Source organism: Achromobacter mucicolens (assembly GCF_902859725.1).
GTDB lineage: Bacteria > Pseudomonadota > Gammaproteobacteria > Burkholderiales > Burkholderiaceae_B > Achromobacter > Achromobacter mucicolens.
Map to the genome: position 1 here is coordinate 1 of NZ_CADIJP010000005.1, position 15,734 is coordinate 15,734.

Consider the following 15,734-nt stretch of genomic DNA (forward strand, 5'->3'; position numbering starts at 1 on the left):
CGCGGCGGGGATCGAAATGCTGGCCTGCGGGACGGAGCTGGTGTTGAGGCACTTTAACGCCGGAAGCACGACCGGGGTCGGGGCCACGGTGTTCTTGGGGAGGTTGCGGCTTTGGGGTGGGGCGTTGGCGACGGCGGGGAGCGTCGTGCTCATGATCTACGAATGGCAGGATGGCACGGCCGCCATTGGGGAACGTCGAACAGTGCTTGGGACTGCATATCGAATTCGATTCTGGGCGGCCGCTGCCATGACCGTCAGCCAAGCAGGTCTGGCGGTTGCGGCGGCGCGCCCAATGATCAAGATGCTGGCCGAGCGCGCGACAACGACGAAATACGCTGCCTGGTGGAATTTGTTTTCTCGCGTCTCCGCAGTTTTGGCTCGACAAGCGGTCATCCTTTTCTTGCGGCGCGTGTTGCTTCGTGGGACCTTAATTACAGTCGCCTTTACGGTGGTCATTACGATATTTGATGACGATGCCCTCGAAAAGTGGTGCAAGCGTTCCCTCTACCGTGGTCCGAAGTTCAAGTATGAGAAGACTTACAAGGATGCCGAAGAAGAGTTGGCCGCCTTGTATAGCGCGCTTTTGGAAATCATCTGATGTACATCGCTGAGTGGATCTCTTGGTTCGTATGTCTGAAACCGGACGCGTGGTTAAGGAAAAATCTCGAGGAATACCAGAATCAGGCGATCCCAATCGTTCAGCCGGCCTATGAAGATTGCCTTGTGGAGGACCGTGCGCGCCAATCTGCGAAGCGGTTCGGCCAGGCTAGAACGAAGGGGCCGGTCTATGCATGCACCGACGCATACCTTGAAATGCGCTGCGGTGGTTTAGAAGACAAGAGAGGATTCATCTCTCTGCTCACGATCGTCTTCATGTACTTCATGGTGGGTTCATGGATAGACATAGACGGAAGATTGCTTTGGGCAGTCCTATCCGGCTCTGGAGTCGCCTTTGGCCGAGACCTGTATATCGGTGATCTGTTCACTTTTCTTTTGGGGACCACGGTGACGGCTGGAGCGCTCTGGCTGTATTTCAAGTATGCATTTCGCTTCACTCGCCTTGAAATGCTCACATCACGCCACCTCCTGATTCGCTTCAACCGTATCACCCGTCAAGTCTTTCTTCATCGGCCGGCGAGCTGCGGGGGGATTCTGGTTCTGCCTTGGGAGGGTGTACATACTGAGGAAATTCCCGGATTGAGGTTGGTGATGGGCTGGTACCCCGGTGACAACACGGACCTGCCCTTTCCGACCGCGGTGTTTATTGGAAGGCAAAGCAGCCGTCTATCCGACCTGCAGTGCGAATGGGAATTCATCCGCCGGTACATGGACGAGGGCGGTCTGCAAGCTGTCGAGAGACCGCGCATCAGCTCGCAGCTGCCTTTGCCCTGGCCAGCCTTTACGGCGCAGTTCGAGGCGCTAGGTCCGTTTCTGCGCAACAGCGGCCCGTTGACGTGGTTGGGTTGCGTGCTGATCTCGCCTGCATTCGTTATCGTCGGGCTCTCGCATTGGGCTTCGTTGTTGCTGTGCTGGCGGCCACGTTGGCCGCGCGTCATTCGTGAGGCAGGCCAGCCGGGAAAGCCGGCGCCCGCTTTCACTACCGTCGCTGACTATCCGCCGGACGTTCAGTCACAGTTGCTGGCCAATGCGCACCGCTGGAAATTGCGGCCGGGGCGGGCCCCCGAGAGTTCGTCGCGCGTGGGTAAGAAGCGTGAACGGAACTGATGATACCTGCACGTTGAGATGATCAGTCGACTTGCGTATGCCGTTATAGGGCTTGGACGTTCGATGATCGCCGACTATTCGATATGATGCATACCCATGCCCCCCATGCCGGTTTCCACGCACTCCGATTCTGACGCTCCGCCGCTGCTCAGACTGCGCGGCCTGTACAGCGAGCGCCTGGCGCCCGTGAGCCTGGATCTGGCCGCGGGCGAGTGCGCGGCCGTGGTCGGCGCGTCGGGGTCGGGTAAATCGCTGCTGCTGCGCCAGATCGCCGACCTGGATCCCGGCCACGGCGAGGCCGAGCTGGATGGCCGCCGCCGGTCGGCCATGCGCGGTTTCGAATGGCGGCGCCAGGTGGTGTATTGCCAGGCCGAGGCCGGCTGGTGGGAGGACCATGTGTCCGCGCATTACGCGAACCGCGCGGAGGCGGTCGGCGTCATGCGCCGGCTGGGGCTGACCGAGGACAAGTTCGATGCGCTGGTCCACGAACTGTCCACGGGCGAGCGCCAACGCATGGGGCTCGCGCGCGCGCTGCTGCAAGAGCCGCGCTTGCTGCTGCTGGACGAGCCGACCGCGGCATTGGACGAGGTCGCGACGGCGCTGGTCGAGGCCGAACTGGCGCGGTTTCTGACTCGCGGTGGCGGCATCCTGATCGTCACACACAGCGCCGAGCAGGCCGGCCGTCTGGCGCGCCGAAGCTGGCGGATGACGCAGGGCCGCATGGAGCCCCTATGGACGTGATCCAACTGCAGGCGCTGGATCTGGTGATCGCGTCGCTGCTGGTGCTGCTAAGCGCCGGCATTTCCTTTGCGCTGCGCCTGAACCTGCAAAGGCAGGTGCTGTGGGCGGCGGTGCGCACGGTGGTGCAACTGCTCCTGGTCGGCCAGATCCTTCGCATCGTGTTCGCCCACGCCGCGCCATGGCTGACGGCGCTGGTGGTGGCCGTGATGATGGCGCTGGCCGCGCGCGAGGTGGCCGCCCGGCCCAAGGCGCGCCTGACCGGACACGGCAACGGCTGGGTCGGCACGCTGGCGGTGGCCAGCACCACGCTCATTACGGCGCTGTTCATCCTGAGCACGGCGTTGCGCCCGGACCCCTGGTACGACCCGCGCTACACCATTGCGCTGGTGGGCATCGTGCTGGGCAGCGTGCTCAATGCCGCCAGTCTGGCGCTGGACAGCATGTTGTCAGGCGTGCGCCGCGAACGGCTGGGCATCGAGGCGCGCCTGGCGCTGGGCGCCACGGTCCACCAGGCGTTCTCATCGCTGTTGCGAGAATCCGTGCGGCGCGGCATCGTGCCGAGCATCAACCAGATGTCGGCCGCGGGCATCATCACCTTGCCCGGCATCATGACCGGCCAGATCATCGCGGGCATGGACCCTGTGGACGCGGCCAAATACCAGATCCTGCTGATGTTTCTGCTGTGCGGCGCAAGCGGCATGGCAGCGATGGGCGCAGCCTATGGCGCCATGCGCCGATTGACCGATGAGCGTGGAAGGCTGCGGCTGGACAGGTTGATGCCGGGGCGGTAAGGGCGCGTGTCGCCTTGCCCACGAATGCAGGCATCCGGCGCGCCCAAAGAAAAACCGGCAGCCCCAACGGGACTGCCGGTTTCTTGTCTGTCAGCCAGCTTGCGCCGGCTGGCAAAGCAGGGGACGCTTAGCCGATGGAGGCCAGCACCTTGTTCAGCGTGGCGCTGGGGCGCATGGCCTGGCTGGCCTTGGCTTCGTTCGGCTGGTAGTAGCCGCCGATGTCCACGGGCTTGCCTTGGGCGGCCTTAAGCTCGTCCAGGATCTTGTTCTCGCCTTCCGAGAACGCGGTCGCGGCGGGCGCGAACTGGGCGGCCAGGGCGCGGTCTTCGGTCTGGGCGGCCAGGGCTTGGGCCCAGTACATCGCCAGGTAGAAGTGGCTGCCGCGGTTGTCCAGGCCGCCGACCTTGCGCTCGGGCGACTTGTTTTCGTCCAGGAACTTGGCCGTGGCCTGATCCAGCGTCTTGGCCAGGATCTGGGCGGTCGGGTTCTTGTACGTGCGTCCCAGGTGGTCGAGGGACTCGGCCAGCGCCATGAATTCGCCCAGCGAATCCCAGCGCAGGAAGCCTTCTTCCAGGAACTGCTGCACGTGCTTGGGCGCCGAACCGCCCGCGCCGGTTTCAAACAGGCCGCCGCCGGCGACCAGCGGCACGATCGACAGCATCTTGGCGCTGGTGCCCAGTTCCATGATGGGGAACAGGTCGGTCAGGTAGTCGCGCAGCACGTTGCCGGTGACCGAGATGGTGTCCAGGCCTTCGCGGATGCGCTTGACCGAGAACTTGGTGGCTTCGACGGGGTCGAGGATGCGCAGGTCCAGGCCGCTGGTGTCGTGGTCCTTCAGGTACTGCTTGACCTTGGCGATAACCTGGGCGTCGTGGGCGCGCTTTTCGTCCAGCCAGAAGACGGCGGGCGTCTTGGTGGCGCGGGCGCGCGTGACGGCCAGCTTGACCCAGTCCTGGATCGCGGCGTCCTTGGTCTGGCACATGCGCCAGAGGTCGCCGGCCTCGACGGCCTGCTCCAGCAGCACGGCGCCGGAGGCGTCGGTGACACGCACGGTGCCGGCGGCCGGGATGACGAAGGTCTTGTTGTGCGAACCGTATTCTTCGGCAGCCTGGGCCATCAGGCCGACGTTGGGCACGCTGCCCATCGTGACCGGATTGAACGCGCCATTACGCTTGCAATCGTCGATGACGGCCTGGTAGACGCCGGCGTAGCTGCGGTCGGGGATGACGGCCTTGGTGTCCTGCAGCTTGCCTTCGGCGTTCCACATCTTGCCCGAGTCGCGGATCATGGCGGGCATGGACGCGTCGACGATGACGTCGCTGGGCACGTGCAGGTTGGTGATGCCCTTGTCGGAGTTCACCATGGCCAGCTGCGGCAGGGTCTTGTAGGCGGCGTCGATGTCGGCGGTGATGGCGGCCTGCTGGTCGGCGGGCAGCGACTGGATCTTGGCGTACAGGTCGCCAATGCCGTTGTTGGGGTCAAAGCCGGCCTGCTTGAGGACGTCGGCATGCTTGGCCAGGACGTCCTTGTAGAACACGGAGACCACGTGGCCGAAGATGACGGGGTCCGAGACCTTCATCATGGTGGCCTTCAGGTGGACCGAGAACAGCACGCCGTTGGCGCGCGCGTCGTCGATCTGCGCCTGCAGGAAGGACTTCAGCTTGGCGGTCGACAGCACGGCGGCGTCGATGATCTCGCCGGCCTTGACCGGGGTCTTTTCCTTCAGGACGGTCTTGGTGCCGTCGGCAGCCGTCAGTTCAATCTTGACGTCGCCGGCTTCGGCGATCAGGGCCGACTTTTCAGTACCGTAGAAGTCGCCTTCGCTCATGTGCGCGACGTGCGACTTGGAGTCGGCCGACCAGGCGCCCATCTTGTGCGGGTGCTTGCGGGCGTAGTTCTTGACCGACAGCGGGGCGCGGCGGTCGGAGTTGCCTTCGCGCAGGACCGGGTTGACGGCGCTGCCCTTGACCTTGTCGTAGCGGGCCTTGACGTCACGTTCAGTGTCGTTGGCGGGGGCATCCGGGTAATCCGGCAGCTTGTAGCCCTGGTCCTGCAGTTCCTTGATGGCCGCCTTCAGTTGGGGCATCGAGGCGCTGATGTTGGGCAGCTTGATGATGTTGGCTTCGGGCTTGACCGCGAGGGCGCCCAGCTCAGCCAGGGCGTCGGACAGCTTCTGGCCGTCTTCGAGGTAATCCGGGAACAGGGCGATGATGCGGCCTGCCAGCGAAATGTCGCGGGTCTCGACCGTGATGCCTGCGGGTTTGGCGAATGCCTGGACGATGGGCAGCAACGAACGGGTTGCAAGTGCCGGAGCTTCGTCGGTGAGGGTATAGATAATCTTCGGAGTAAGAGACATGATCCTTGAATCTGTTCGGCTCAGGCGATTAACGCGCAAACCCGAACATGCTATGCGGCGTACGCCGGTAGATGTTGTCGAGAGTGGGTTCGTATGGAGGGACGCGCAGGCAAGCCGTCCGCCCAACATGACCGCCGCCCGTCCTATTGTTTGACTGGACCGGCCGGCCCAATTGAAAGGGCCGTATCCGGGTCCGCCTTGGAAGGTGCGACCGCCACGAACTTTCCATTGTAATACCGTGCTACGCATTGCGCCGGGAAATGATTCCATTTCATGATGGCGACGCAATATGCATATGCCCAAAGTTTCAGGGACGGATCGCGTGCGGCCGGCCAATGTGATGCGGATCGCGCCCAACTTTCGCGTTTGACAAAGCGGCGCGATGAGAGGAAAGTAGCGCCCATGAATTTCCGCGCCGTCCGCATTTCGCTGATTATTACCATCATTCCTGGAATGGTGGGTTAGCGCGCGACCGCAACAGTCACAGCCACCCGCCCCACGAGGCGGGTTTTTTGTGGCCGCCTCTGCCGGGCAAGCCTACCCAAGCAGAGAAACCATGTCCGCTACCCCCCCCAACGCACCCTCGGAATTTCAGGCTGGCGCCGCCACGCCCATGGAGTACCTGCGGCAGATCCTGACCGCCCGGGTCTATGACATTGCCCGGGAAACCGAACTGGACCTGGCGCGCGGACTGTCCGCCCGGCTCGGCAACACTGTCCACTACAAGCGCGAAGACAACCAGCCGGTCTTTTCGTTCAAGGTGCGCGGCGCCTATAACAAGATGCGCAACACGCCGCGGGCGGCGCTGGAGCGCGGCGTGATCACCGCGTCGGCCGGCAACCATGCGCAGGGTGTCGCCATTTCGGCGGCCAAGCTGGGCGTGCGGGCCATCATCGTGGTGCCGCAGACCGCACCGCAAGTGAAGGTGGACGCAGTGCGCGCCCACGGCGGCCCGACCGTCACCGTGGTGCAGGCCGGCGATTCGTATAGCGACGCCTACGCCCATGCCCAGATGCTGGCGCAGGAACAGGGGCTGACGTTTGTCCCCGCGTTCGACGATCCGTATGTGATCGCCGGCCAGGGCACGGTGGGCATGGAGATCCTGCGCCAGCACCCCGAACCGCTGCACGCCATCTTCGTGCCCATCGGCGGAGGCAGCCTGGCGGCGGGCGTATCGACCTACGTGAAGGCGGTGCATCCCGGCGTGAAGGTCATCGGCGTCCAGACCGAGGACTCTTGCGCGATGGCGCAGTCGCTGCGCGTGGGCGAACGCGTCATCCTGGCCGACGTGGGCCTGTTTTCGGACGGCACGGCCGTCAAGCTGGTGGGCGAAGAGACGTTCCGCCTGTGCCGCGAGCATCTGGACGAAGTGATTCTGGTCGACACCGATTCGGTATGCGCGGCCATCAAGGACGTTTTCCTGGACACGCGCAGCGTGCTGGAGCCCGCAGGTGCGCTGGCGGTGGCGGGGCTCAAGAAATACGTCGAGCGCGAAGGCGCTCGCGGGCAATCGCTGGTGGCGATCACTTCGGGCGCCAACATGAACTTTGACCGCATGCGGTTCGTGGCGGACCGCGCCGAGGTGGGCGAGGCGCGCGAGGCGGTGTTCGCGGTGACCATTCCCGAAGAACGCGGCAGCTTCCGGCGCTTTTGCAAGGTGATCGGGCAACGCAGCGTGACCGAATTCAACTACCGCATCGCCGACGCGCACACCGCGCACATCTTCGTCAGCGTGCAGATCGCGCGCCGCGGTGAATCCGCCGACATTCTGGCGGCGTTGCAGGCCGAGGGCTTCTCGGCGACCGACCTGACGAACAACGAAGTCTCCAAGCAACACATCCGCTACATGGTCGGCGGACGCTCGCCGCTGGCAGGCGGCGAACGTCTGTTCCGCTTTGAATTTCCCGAGCGGCCGGGCGCGCTGATGAAGTTCCTGTCGGCGATGGCGCCCAACTGGAACATCAGCCTGTTCCATTACCGCAATCAGGGCACGGACTTCAGCTCGGCGCTGGTGGGCATCCAGGCGCCGGTGGCCGACGATGCGGCGCTGGATGCCTTCCTGCGGCAACTGGGTTATGCGCACGCCGAGGAAACGGGGAACGAGGCCTACCGCCAGTTCCTGATCTGAGCGTGTGGCCGGGCGTTTAGCTGGCGTTGCAACCGGCCTTGCGCGGCAATGCCACGCCAGGCTTCAAACGCAGCGTCGCGCGGCCCTGCGCCTGGGTCAGTTCCAGCGCGTTTGCGCGCCATGCGGGCACGTCGTCGAATGCGACGGCCGGCGACGAGCCGGAAGCGGCCTTTGCACTGGGCCGTTCGAATTGCAGCGCAGGCAGACCCACGCACGTGTCCTTGAAATCCAGGCGCGCCAGTTCACGCCCGTCGCTCAGGCGCACCGCGCGAAACGCCAGGGGCGTATCCACGAATTTGCTGACTTCCGGCACGTATTGCAGGTAACCGTGGGCGTCCTTGACGTGAGTGGCCGGTTGCAGCACGACGACGTCGCGGCCCGGAGGGATAGCCAGGTAGGCCACATCGCCGGCCACGTCCAGCAGCTTGCCCGGACCAAGGTTCAGCGCCTTGAGCGGCGCATGCCGGATCATCACGGTTTCGTTCCAGGCGGAATTCACGCGCGTCCATCCGGGCAGGCGGGCGTCCTCGAACCGCGTGCCGTGGATCCGGTCGCGGTCTGGCTTGTCGGAGACGGCCAGGCGCTGCACGCGCAGCGCGCCGTTGATCACTTGCAGATGCGCGAGGACGGTGCTGGCGCTGGAGCTGGTGAAGAATGCCAGCACGGCATCGGTTTCCAGAATGGCGACGGGACCGGGGCAGAAGAACGCGCGGGCTTGCGGCGCATTGCTACCAGGAAAGAGCAGGGCGCCGACGTCCGCGCCGCACAGGCTTTTGCCCTGGAACGTGATGGTAGTGGCGCGCGTCGTCTGGCGCTGACCGGTATTCCAGTCGCTGCGGCTGCCGGCTGCCACGTCGACGACAAGGCCGTGATTGTCATAGACCACTGCGGCGCCCGAGGGCGCGGCCAGCAGGCTGAGCAGAAGCACGAGGGCGCGGCGGCTCGTCATGGGCGGACTCAGAGGATGGCGGGAGGGGTGAATATACCGCTGAAGCCGCGCGGGTCCGGTTCAGCGTTCCGCCAGCCCGTCGACGTGGATCTGCGCCTGTCCCTGCGGACAATGCTCCACGCGTGCCCGCACCCGGTACACGCGGTGCAGCGTGTCGGGCGTCACGACATCGCCTGGTAGCCCTTCGGCTTCGATCGCGCCCGCGTGCAGCAGCAACGCATGGTCCGCGTGGCGCAGCGCGATGTTCAGGTCGTGCAGCACCACCAGCGTGATGAGGCGGTGCCGGCGCGTCTGGCGGCGCAACACGTCCATCACGTGGAACTGATAATTCAGATCCAGCGCGGACAGCGGTTCGTCGAGCAGCAAGAGGCGCGGGCGCCGCACCAGCGCCTGGGCCAGCGAGGCAAGCTGCTTCTGTCCGCCTGACAGTTCGTCCAAATGGCGGCTGGCCAGGGGCGCAATGCCCAGCTCGGTGATGATCGCCATGGCGTCCTCCATCAGCGCGTGGCCGGGTTGCCCGTGCCTTCCGGAACGCGCCGCCACCAGCACCGATTCAAAGACGGTCATGTGCACCCCCTTGGGCAGGGCCTGCGGCATGTACATCGCGCATTCGGCGCGGCGGGCGGCGCTGGCCTGCGCCAGGTCCTCGCCGTCCAGCCAGAGGGCACCGTCCATCACGGGGTGCAGGCCCGCCAGCGTCTTGAGCAGCGTGGATTTGCCGCTGCCGTTGGGGCCCAGCAGCGCGGTGACGGCGCCTTCGGTCATGGGGCCGGCGCTGGCGTGGCGCAGCACCGGGCGTCCGCTGTAGCCCGCGGACAGCGCCTGGATGCGTAGCTGCGTCATCGTCAGGGTTGCAGGACCAGCGTGCCGCGCATGTGCTGCGCGTGCGCCGGGAACGAGCAGTAGTAGGTGTATGACTGGCCGGCGCGCAGGCGGCTGACGGGGAAGGTGACGGTGGCCGTCTCGCCGCCGCGCAGCATCGGCGTCTTGGCCAGGATGCGGGCGTCTCCCGGCTTCAGGAAGTCGTTGTTCGCACCGGCCTGGATGCCGTCCGTCATGACGGCGTCGATGTCCTCGGTCTTGGTCAGCACCCAGTTGTGGCCGGCCTTTTCCTTGCTGTTCTTGCCCGTGTGTATGAGCCGCACGGTAAATTCCTGGCAGCTTGCCGGCACGACGATGTGGTCAGGGCCGAACTGCTTGCCGGGACGGCCTTCGACGTCGATGCTGCACTCGGCAGGCGCGGCATGGGCCGTGCCGGCGATCATCAGGGCCGCGAGGGTCAGCGTCAGGCGGAATTTCATCGGGGTGTCTCCTTGTGCGATGGGATGCCGTCAGGCGCGCTTGAGCGCGCGCACGACGATGGTGAGAAAGAAGGGAATGCCGACCAGCGACGTGACGATGCCCACCGGAATGAGCGCGCCGGGCAGCACGGTCTTGGAGGCGACGGACGCCAGCGACAGGATCAGCGCGCCGGCCAGGGCGCTGCCCGGCAGGTAATAGCGATGGTCTTCGCCCAGCAGCAGCCGCGCGATGTGCGGCGCAACCAGACCGACGAAGCCGATCGTGCCCACGAACGACACGGCCAGCGCCGCCAGCGCGCTGACGCGCAGCAGGCTGACCAGGCGCAGGCGCTTGACGTCGATGCCGAAGCTGGCCGCGCGCTCCTCGCCCAGCCGCACCGCGGTGAGCTTCCAGGCGTCGCGCATCGAAAACGGAATGGCCAGCGCCAGGGCCGCCGCCATGACGCCGACCGTTGTCCAGTTGGCGCGCGCAAGGCTGCCCATGGTCCAGAACACGATGCCCTGCAGCGCTTCCTCGCTGGCGACGAACTGCAGCAGCATCACCAGCGCCTGAAACGAATACACCAGCGCGATGCCAAAGAGGACCACGCCCAGCGTGGATCCGCCGCGCCACCGCGCCACGCGCTCCAGCACCAGCACCGACAGCAGCGTGCAGGCGAAAGCCGACACGGACACGGTCATGCCGGCCGGCAGCGCCGGCAGATGCCAGTCCAGCGTGATGGCGAGGGACGCGCCGAAGGCTGCCGCGGCCGAGACGCCCAGGGTGTAGGGGCTGGCGAGCGGATTGTCCAGCATGGTCTGCATCTCGGCGCCGCCCAGGCCCAGCGCAACGCCGACCAGCAGCGCCATCAGCGCATAGGGCAACCGGAACTGCCAGACGATGACGCGCGTGCCGGTGTCCGACACGTCGGGGTGCAGCAGCGTGCGCAGCAACTCAGGCAGGGACAGTGATGCGGGTCCGCTCGCGATGTCGGCCAGCAGGCTCGCCACGATGGCCAGCACCAGCGCGGCGGTCAGCAAGAGACGCTTGCGCACCGCGCGCCGGTATGCGGCGATGGGGTCGCCGGGGACGGACGCCGCGCGTAGCGGCGTCGCGGTGACGATATCGGTCATGTCGGTCTACTTCGCAGGCGCGGCCGGGGTCGTCCAGAAGGCACCCGTGCTGTCCAGGTCCAGGAACTGGCTGTACAGCGCGTCCAGCGTGCCTTGCGGATCAAGCGCCGCCGCGCGCTCGGGGTAGAGCCACTTGGCCATCGCCTCGATGGCGGCGATGTTGTAGGGCGAGTTGTAGAAGGCGTGCCAGATGCCGAAGGCGCGATGTTGCGTGACAGCATCCAGGTCGCGGATGCCGTCGCGGGCCAGCAGCGTGGACAGGCTGCCGGCAGAGACCTTGGGATCTGCGCCGGGCCCGGCCAAGAGGCCTGGCCGGCCTGGCTCCGACCGGCTGCCCGTGGCGATGTAAACGTCGGGCTTGGCGTCGATGACGAATTCCAGGCTGACGTCGCCGATGGCGCCGGGCAGCACGGGCGCGGCCACATTGACGCCGCCGGCTGCTTCCAGCAGGTCGCCAAAGCTGCCGTTGCCGGTGGTGTGGCAGCACGCGGGCCACACGCCCGCCAGCATTTCCACGAAGACGCGCGGCCGCTGCGCTTGTGGCACCGCGTCCACCACCTTGCGCACCCGGGCCAGGCGCTCCTCGTAGAACGCAATGTAGGCCTCGGCCTGCGCTTGCCGGTCGAGGGCCTGGCCCAGGATGCGCAGGCTGGGCACCGTGTTGCGTACCGGGTGCTGGCGGAAGTCGATGAAAACGATCGGGATGCCGGCTTCCTGCAAGGCGGGAATCATGGGGTTGTTGCGGCCCGGACCGTGGCCGCTGATGCTGAAGATCGCCACGTCGGGCCGCAGCGAAACGATTCTTTCCGGGCTGACGCTGGCTTCCGACGTCTTGCCGATCAAGGGAACCTGTGCCGCTTGCGGGAAGCGCTTGACGAGCTGGTTCCAGGAATAGGGGTCCTGTTGCTTGAGCTCTCCTTGCCAGCCGACCACGCGCGCGACGGGGTCGTGCCGGTCCAGCAGCGCCATCGCGAAGGCAAAGCGGCCTTCACCCAGCAGAATGCGCCGCGGGTGGTCGGGCACCGTCACGACACGGCCAGCCAGGTCGGTGACCTCGCGTGCATGGGAGGCGGGCAGGGCGCAGAACAGGGCGGCGGCGGTCACGGCCGCACGGAACAGGGCAATCGGGGGCATGGCGAATCCTTCTGGGGCGTTGGCCGCGCGTTTCGGGTAACGCGAACCATTCTTATCGCCGGGCAGTGTCCGACAACCGGTCTCAAGAATTCGTTAAGACGCGCCGAACCTGTGGCGCAGGCGCCGCACACACGGCATCCGACACCGGGCGTCCCACGCCTCGGCCACTACAATGTGAGATTGATTGTTGTTCTCCGAGCTGTCTCGCCATGCGCGTTCTCGTCATCGAAGACGACCCCGACATTCTTGCCAATATCACGCATCACCTGACGCGCCGCGGCTACATCGTGGATTGCGCCGAGGATGGCCAGCGCGGCTATGCGATGGCGGCCACGGGCGAATTCGACCTGATCGTGCTGGACCTGATGCTGCCGCGGCTGGATGGTTACGCGCTTTGCCGCCGGCTGCGCACCGAGGCGGCGTGCAACACGCCTGTCATCATGGTCACCGCGCGCGACACGTTGGACAACCGCCTGACGGGATTCGACGCGGGCGCCGACGATTACCTGGTCAAGCCATTTGCGCTGGCCGAACTGGCGGCGCGGGTCAAGGCGCTGCTGCATCGCGCCAGCGGGGCGGGCGCGTCCCGAGTCCTGCGCGTGGGCGACCTGACGCTGGATACCGGCACCCTGGCGCTGGCGCGCGCGGGTCAGGCCCTGCGCCTGCCGCCATCGCCGCTGCAACTGCTGACCTTGCTGATGCGCGCCAGCCCGGCGGTGGTCCACCGTACCCGGCTCGAAGAGGCGCTATGGCGAGATTCGCCACCCGACAGCGACAGCCTGCGCACCCACATCCACCAGATCCGCCACGTGGTCGACAAGCCCTACGACACGCCGCTGCTGCACACCGTGCATGGCATCGGCTACCAGTTGCGGCCCCCCAGCGATGGCTAGCCGCGGCGCACGCCCGGTGCGGCGCGGACTGGCCCGCCACCTCGTGCTGACATACCTTGCGCTGGCGCTGCTGGTGGCGGGTCTCTTGACCTGGCTGTCGGTCTGGAGCGTGGGCAAGCTGGAGGCCCACCTGCAACGCATCGACATGGGCATGGCGGTGGAGCGGGTGCGGGGCGATTTCCTGGCCGGCATCGATCCGGGCCGGCCCAACCGGTTCTTTCATGGCGATCCGGACAGCGCGGCGTTTCCCGAGTGGCTGCGGCCGCTGGCGCCGGGCTTTCACAAGATCGAGCGCAACGGCCGCGTGTGGCACGTAATGGTCGACGACCTGGACGGCCAGCGCTACATGCTGCTGCGCGACTACACCGAGTACGAGCAGAACCAGTCGGCCTCGCACCTGACCGCGGTGACGGGGCTGGCGGGCAGTCTGGCGCTGGCGTTCGTGCTGGGCATCGTGGCCACCCGCCGCCTGCTGCGCCCGCTGGCGCGGCTGGCCGCGCAGGTCAATACACGCGGCGCGCAGCCGCCGCAGACCCGGCTGGCCGAAGACTATCCGCCGGACGAGATCGGCCAGCTCGCGGCCGCGTTCGACTCGACCTACAACCAGCTTGAGCAGGCGCTGCGGCGCGAGCAGCTCTTTACCGCCGATGTCGGGCATGAGTTGCGCACGCCGCTGATGGTGATTTCCAGCTCGTGCGAGCTGCTGCGCGAAGAACACGGACTGGACGCGGCGGGCCGGGCGCGGCTGGCGCGCATCGAAGCGGCCGCGGCCGACATGGGTGAACGGCTGGACACGTATCTGATGCTGGCGCGCGGCGGCGATGCCGCCGGCCTTTTTCCGCGCGAAAGCGCCGCGGCCACCGCGCGCGGCCAATTGGCGGCCTGGTCGCCCGTGGCGCAGCGGCGCGGCATGCAGTTGACCCTGGAGACCGCCGGCGGGGACGAGCCCGCCTTGCTGTTTCCGGCGCCGCTCTTGCGCGCCGTGCTGTCCAATCTGATCCGCAATTCGCTGCAATATGCCGGGCCGCAGGCATGGGTCGCCATCACGGCGGGGCCGGACTTCGTGCAAGTCGAGGACGACGGCCCGGGGATTCCCGTGGAACGGCAGGCATCGCTCTTCCAGCCATTCGTGCGCGGCGGACAGCCTGACGATGGCAACCTGGGGCTGGGGTTGTCGCTCGTCCAACGCATCTGCGAGCACCAGGGCTGGCGCGTGTCGCTGCAATCGCGGCCCGGGCAGGGTAGCCAGTTCCGCGTGGACCTGGCAGGACCCGCACCCACCCCGGCTGGGTAAACGGCGGCACCCGCCTGCGCGAGGGGGCGGGCAACACGCCAGCGCGTCAAACAGGGACAAAATGTCTTGGAATAGTAATGTTATTACATTACTATTCTCGCTTTTTTCGCCCGGCGCGCGTCGCCGCGAGTTCCGCATTCCCCATGACTTCTTTCGTTTCCCAACCCGCGGCCGCCCGGCTGCGCTCCATCGACGCGCTACGCGGCCTGGTCATCGTCATCATGCTGCTCGACCACGTGCGCGAGACCTTCTTCCTGCACCACCAGGTCGGCGACCCGATGGACGTATCCGCCACGCCGCCCGACCTGTTCTTCTCGCGGCTGCTGGCGCATCTGTGCGCGCCGGTGTTCGTCTTTCTGACGGGCCTTTCGGCCTGGCTGTATGGCGCCAAGGCCGGCAACCGAAGCGCCACTGCGGCGTTTCTGGCCAAGCGGGGCGCGTTCCTCATTGCGCTCGAAGTCATCGTCGTGAACTTCGCGTGGACCTTTCAGTTTCCGCCCTCCGTTGTGTACCTGCAGGTGATCTGGGTGATCGGCCTGTCCATGTTGTCGCTGGCGGCCTTGCTATGGCTGCCGCGCTGGGCGCTGGTGTTGACCGGCGTGGCGCTGGTTGCCGGCCATAACGCGCTGGATGCCGTTCACTTCGCGGCAGGTCACGCCCTGCACGTGCCGTGGGCGGTGCTGCATGACCGCGGCTGGATCGAAGTAAGCGACACGCTGCGCCTGCGCACCTCGTACCCGTTGCTGCCCTGGATCGGCGTGATTGCGCTGGGCTATGCCGCCGGCCCGTGGTTCCAGCCGGGCGCCGATGCGGCCCTGCGTCAACGCCGTTTGTGGGCGGCCGGGCTGGCGGCCGTGGCGGGTTTCGTGGTGCTGCGGGCGATCAACGGGTATGGGCAATCGCAGAAATGGTCGGTGCATGACGACGCGTTGCATACGGCCATGAGCTTTCTGAACATCACCAAGTACCCGCCGTCGCTGATGTTCCTGCTGCTGACGCTGGGGCTGGGACTGTGCCTGCTGGTGCTGATCGAGCGCGCGCAGTCGGCGGCGTGGGTTCGCGCGCTGTGCGTCTTTGGCGCGGCGCCCATGTTTTTCTATCTGCTGCACCTGTATGTCCTGAAAGCGCTGTATCTGGGCGGCGAAGCCATCTGGGGCCTGAACCAGGGCAAGTATTTCGGCGTGGACGGCATGGGCGCGGTGTGGCTGATCTCGATCCTGCTGGCGGTGGCGCTGTTCTGGCCCGTGCGCTGGTTCGGACGCCTGAAGGCGGCGCGCCGCGATATCGCCTGGCTCAAGTACCTGTGAGG

14 protein-coding genes are annotated in these 15,734 nt (G+C 66.2%); 8 read left to right on the forward strand and 6 right to left on the reverse strand.

Annotated features, from left to right (window positions below; translation table 11 throughout):
* The 4 genes from HV786_RS07100 to HV786_RS07115 form a co-directional block, all read left to right on the forward strand.
* The coding region (locus HV786_RS07100; RefSeq protein WP_217472104.1) for a hypothetical protein at window positions 1-598 on the forward strand (598 nt) is incomplete at its 5' end.
* Complete coding sequence (locus tag HV786_RS07105) at window positions 598-1,725, forward strand: hypothetical protein (RefSeq protein WP_128830243.1); 1,128 nt, start codon at window positions 598-600, stop codon at window positions 1,723-1,725. The genes HV786_RS07100 and HV786_RS07105, both read left to right, overlap by 1 nt.
* Window positions 1,726-1,821: 96 nt before the next feature.
* Complete coding sequence (locus HV786_RS07110) at window positions 1,822-2,466, forward strand: ABC transporter ATP-binding protein (RefSeq protein WP_420809629.1); 645 nt, start codon at window positions 1,822-1,824, stop codon at window positions 2,464-2,466.
* A complete protein-coding gene (locus tag HV786_RS07115; protein ID WP_175210420.1) occupies window positions 2,457-3,257 on the forward strand; it encodes an ABC transporter permease in 801 nt (266 codons plus the stop codon). The genes HV786_RS07110 and HV786_RS07115 overlap by 10 nt, the downstream gene beginning before the upstream one ends.
* Before the next feature lie 127 nt (window positions 3,258-3,384).
* Here the strand turns inward: HV786_RS07115 and HV786_RS07120 are convergent, their stop codons facing one another.
* Window positions 3,385-5,613, reverse strand: coding sequence for an NADP-dependent isocitrate dehydrogenase (locus HV786_RS07120; RefSeq protein ID WP_128828328.1), 2,229 nt, complete (start codon window positions 5,611-5,613; stop codon window positions 3,385-3,387).
* A 556-nt stretch (window positions 5,614-6,169) separates the two neighbouring features.
* Between HV786_RS07120 and ilvA the strand changes: the two genes are divergently transcribed.
* On the forward strand, window positions 6,170-7,741 hold the full coding sequence (gene ilvA, locus HV786_RS07125; RefSeq protein ID WP_128828329.1) for a threonine ammonia-lyase, biosynthetic: 1,572 nt from the start codon (window positions 6,170-6,172) through the stop codon (window positions 7,739-7,741).
* Window positions 7,742-7,757: 16 nt separating this feature from the next.
* Here ilvA and HV786_RS07130 read toward each other — a convergent pair whose 3' ends face one another.
* From HV786_RS07130 to HV786_RS07150, 5 genes are read right to left on the reverse strand one after another with little or no spacing between them, the layout of a single operon-like run.
* On the reverse strand, window positions 7,758-8,690 hold the full coding sequence (locus HV786_RS07130) for a hypothetical protein (RefSeq protein WP_128828330.1): 933 nt from the start codon (window positions 8,688-8,690) through the stop codon (window positions 7,758-7,760).
* A 60-nt stretch (window positions 8,691-8,750) separates the two neighbouring features.
* Window positions 8,751-9,533, reverse strand: coding sequence for an ABC transporter ATP-binding protein (locus tag HV786_RS07135; RefSeq protein ID WP_128828331.1), 783 nt, complete (start codon window positions 9,531-9,533; stop codon window positions 8,751-8,753).
* 2 nt (window positions 9,534-9,535) lie between these two features.
* Entirely contained in the window at window positions 9,536-9,991 is a 456-nt protein-coding gene (gene azu, locus HV786_RS07140) for an azurin (RefSeq protein ID WP_128828332.1), read from the reverse strand.
* A 30-nt stretch (window positions 9,992-10,021) separates the two neighbouring features.
* Window positions 10,022-11,104, reverse strand: a complete 1,083-nt coding sequence (locus HV786_RS07145; RefSeq protein ID WP_175210422.1) for a FecCD family ABC transporter permease — start codon at window positions 11,102-11,104, stop codon at window positions 10,022-10,024.
* Between the two features lie 6 nt (window positions 11,105-11,110).
* Window positions 11,111-12,238 (reverse strand): ABC transporter substrate-binding protein, encoded by a 1,128-nt coding sequence (locus HV786_RS07150; RefSeq protein WP_128828333.1) that lies wholly within the window; start codon window positions 12,236-12,238, stop codon window positions 11,111-11,113.
* Between the two features lie 209 nt (window positions 12,239-12,447).
* Here HV786_RS07150 and HV786_RS07155 point away from each other — a divergent pair, with 209 nt between their 5' ends.
* The 3 genes from HV786_RS07155 to HV786_RS07165 all read left to right on the forward strand — a co-directional run bounded on the left by HV786_RS07155 (window position 12,448) and on the right by HV786_RS07165 (window position 15,732).
* The gene (locus HV786_RS07155) at window positions 12,448-13,131 is read left to right on the forward strand and encodes a response regulator transcription factor (RefSeq protein ID WP_142055145.1); all 684 of its coding nucleotides are present in this window, start codon (window positions 12,448-12,450) and stop codon (window positions 13,129-13,131) included.
* 43 nt (window positions 13,132-13,174) lie between these two features.
* The gene (locus HV786_RS07160) at window positions 13,175-14,425 is read left to right on the forward strand and encodes a sensor histidine kinase (RefSeq protein WP_254599457.1); all 1,251 of its coding nucleotides are present in this window, start codon (window positions 13,175-13,177) and stop codon (window positions 14,423-14,425) included.
* Between the two features lie 143 nt (window positions 14,426-14,568).
* Window positions 14,569-15,732 carry an acetyltransferase domain-containing protein gene (locus HV786_RS07165; protein WP_128829061.1) on the forward strand — a complete coding sequence of 388 codons (1,164 nt, stop codon included), beginning with the start codon at window positions 14,569-14,571 and terminating at the stop codon, window positions 15,730-15,732.
* Window positions 15,733-15,734: the final 2 nt, after the last annotated feature.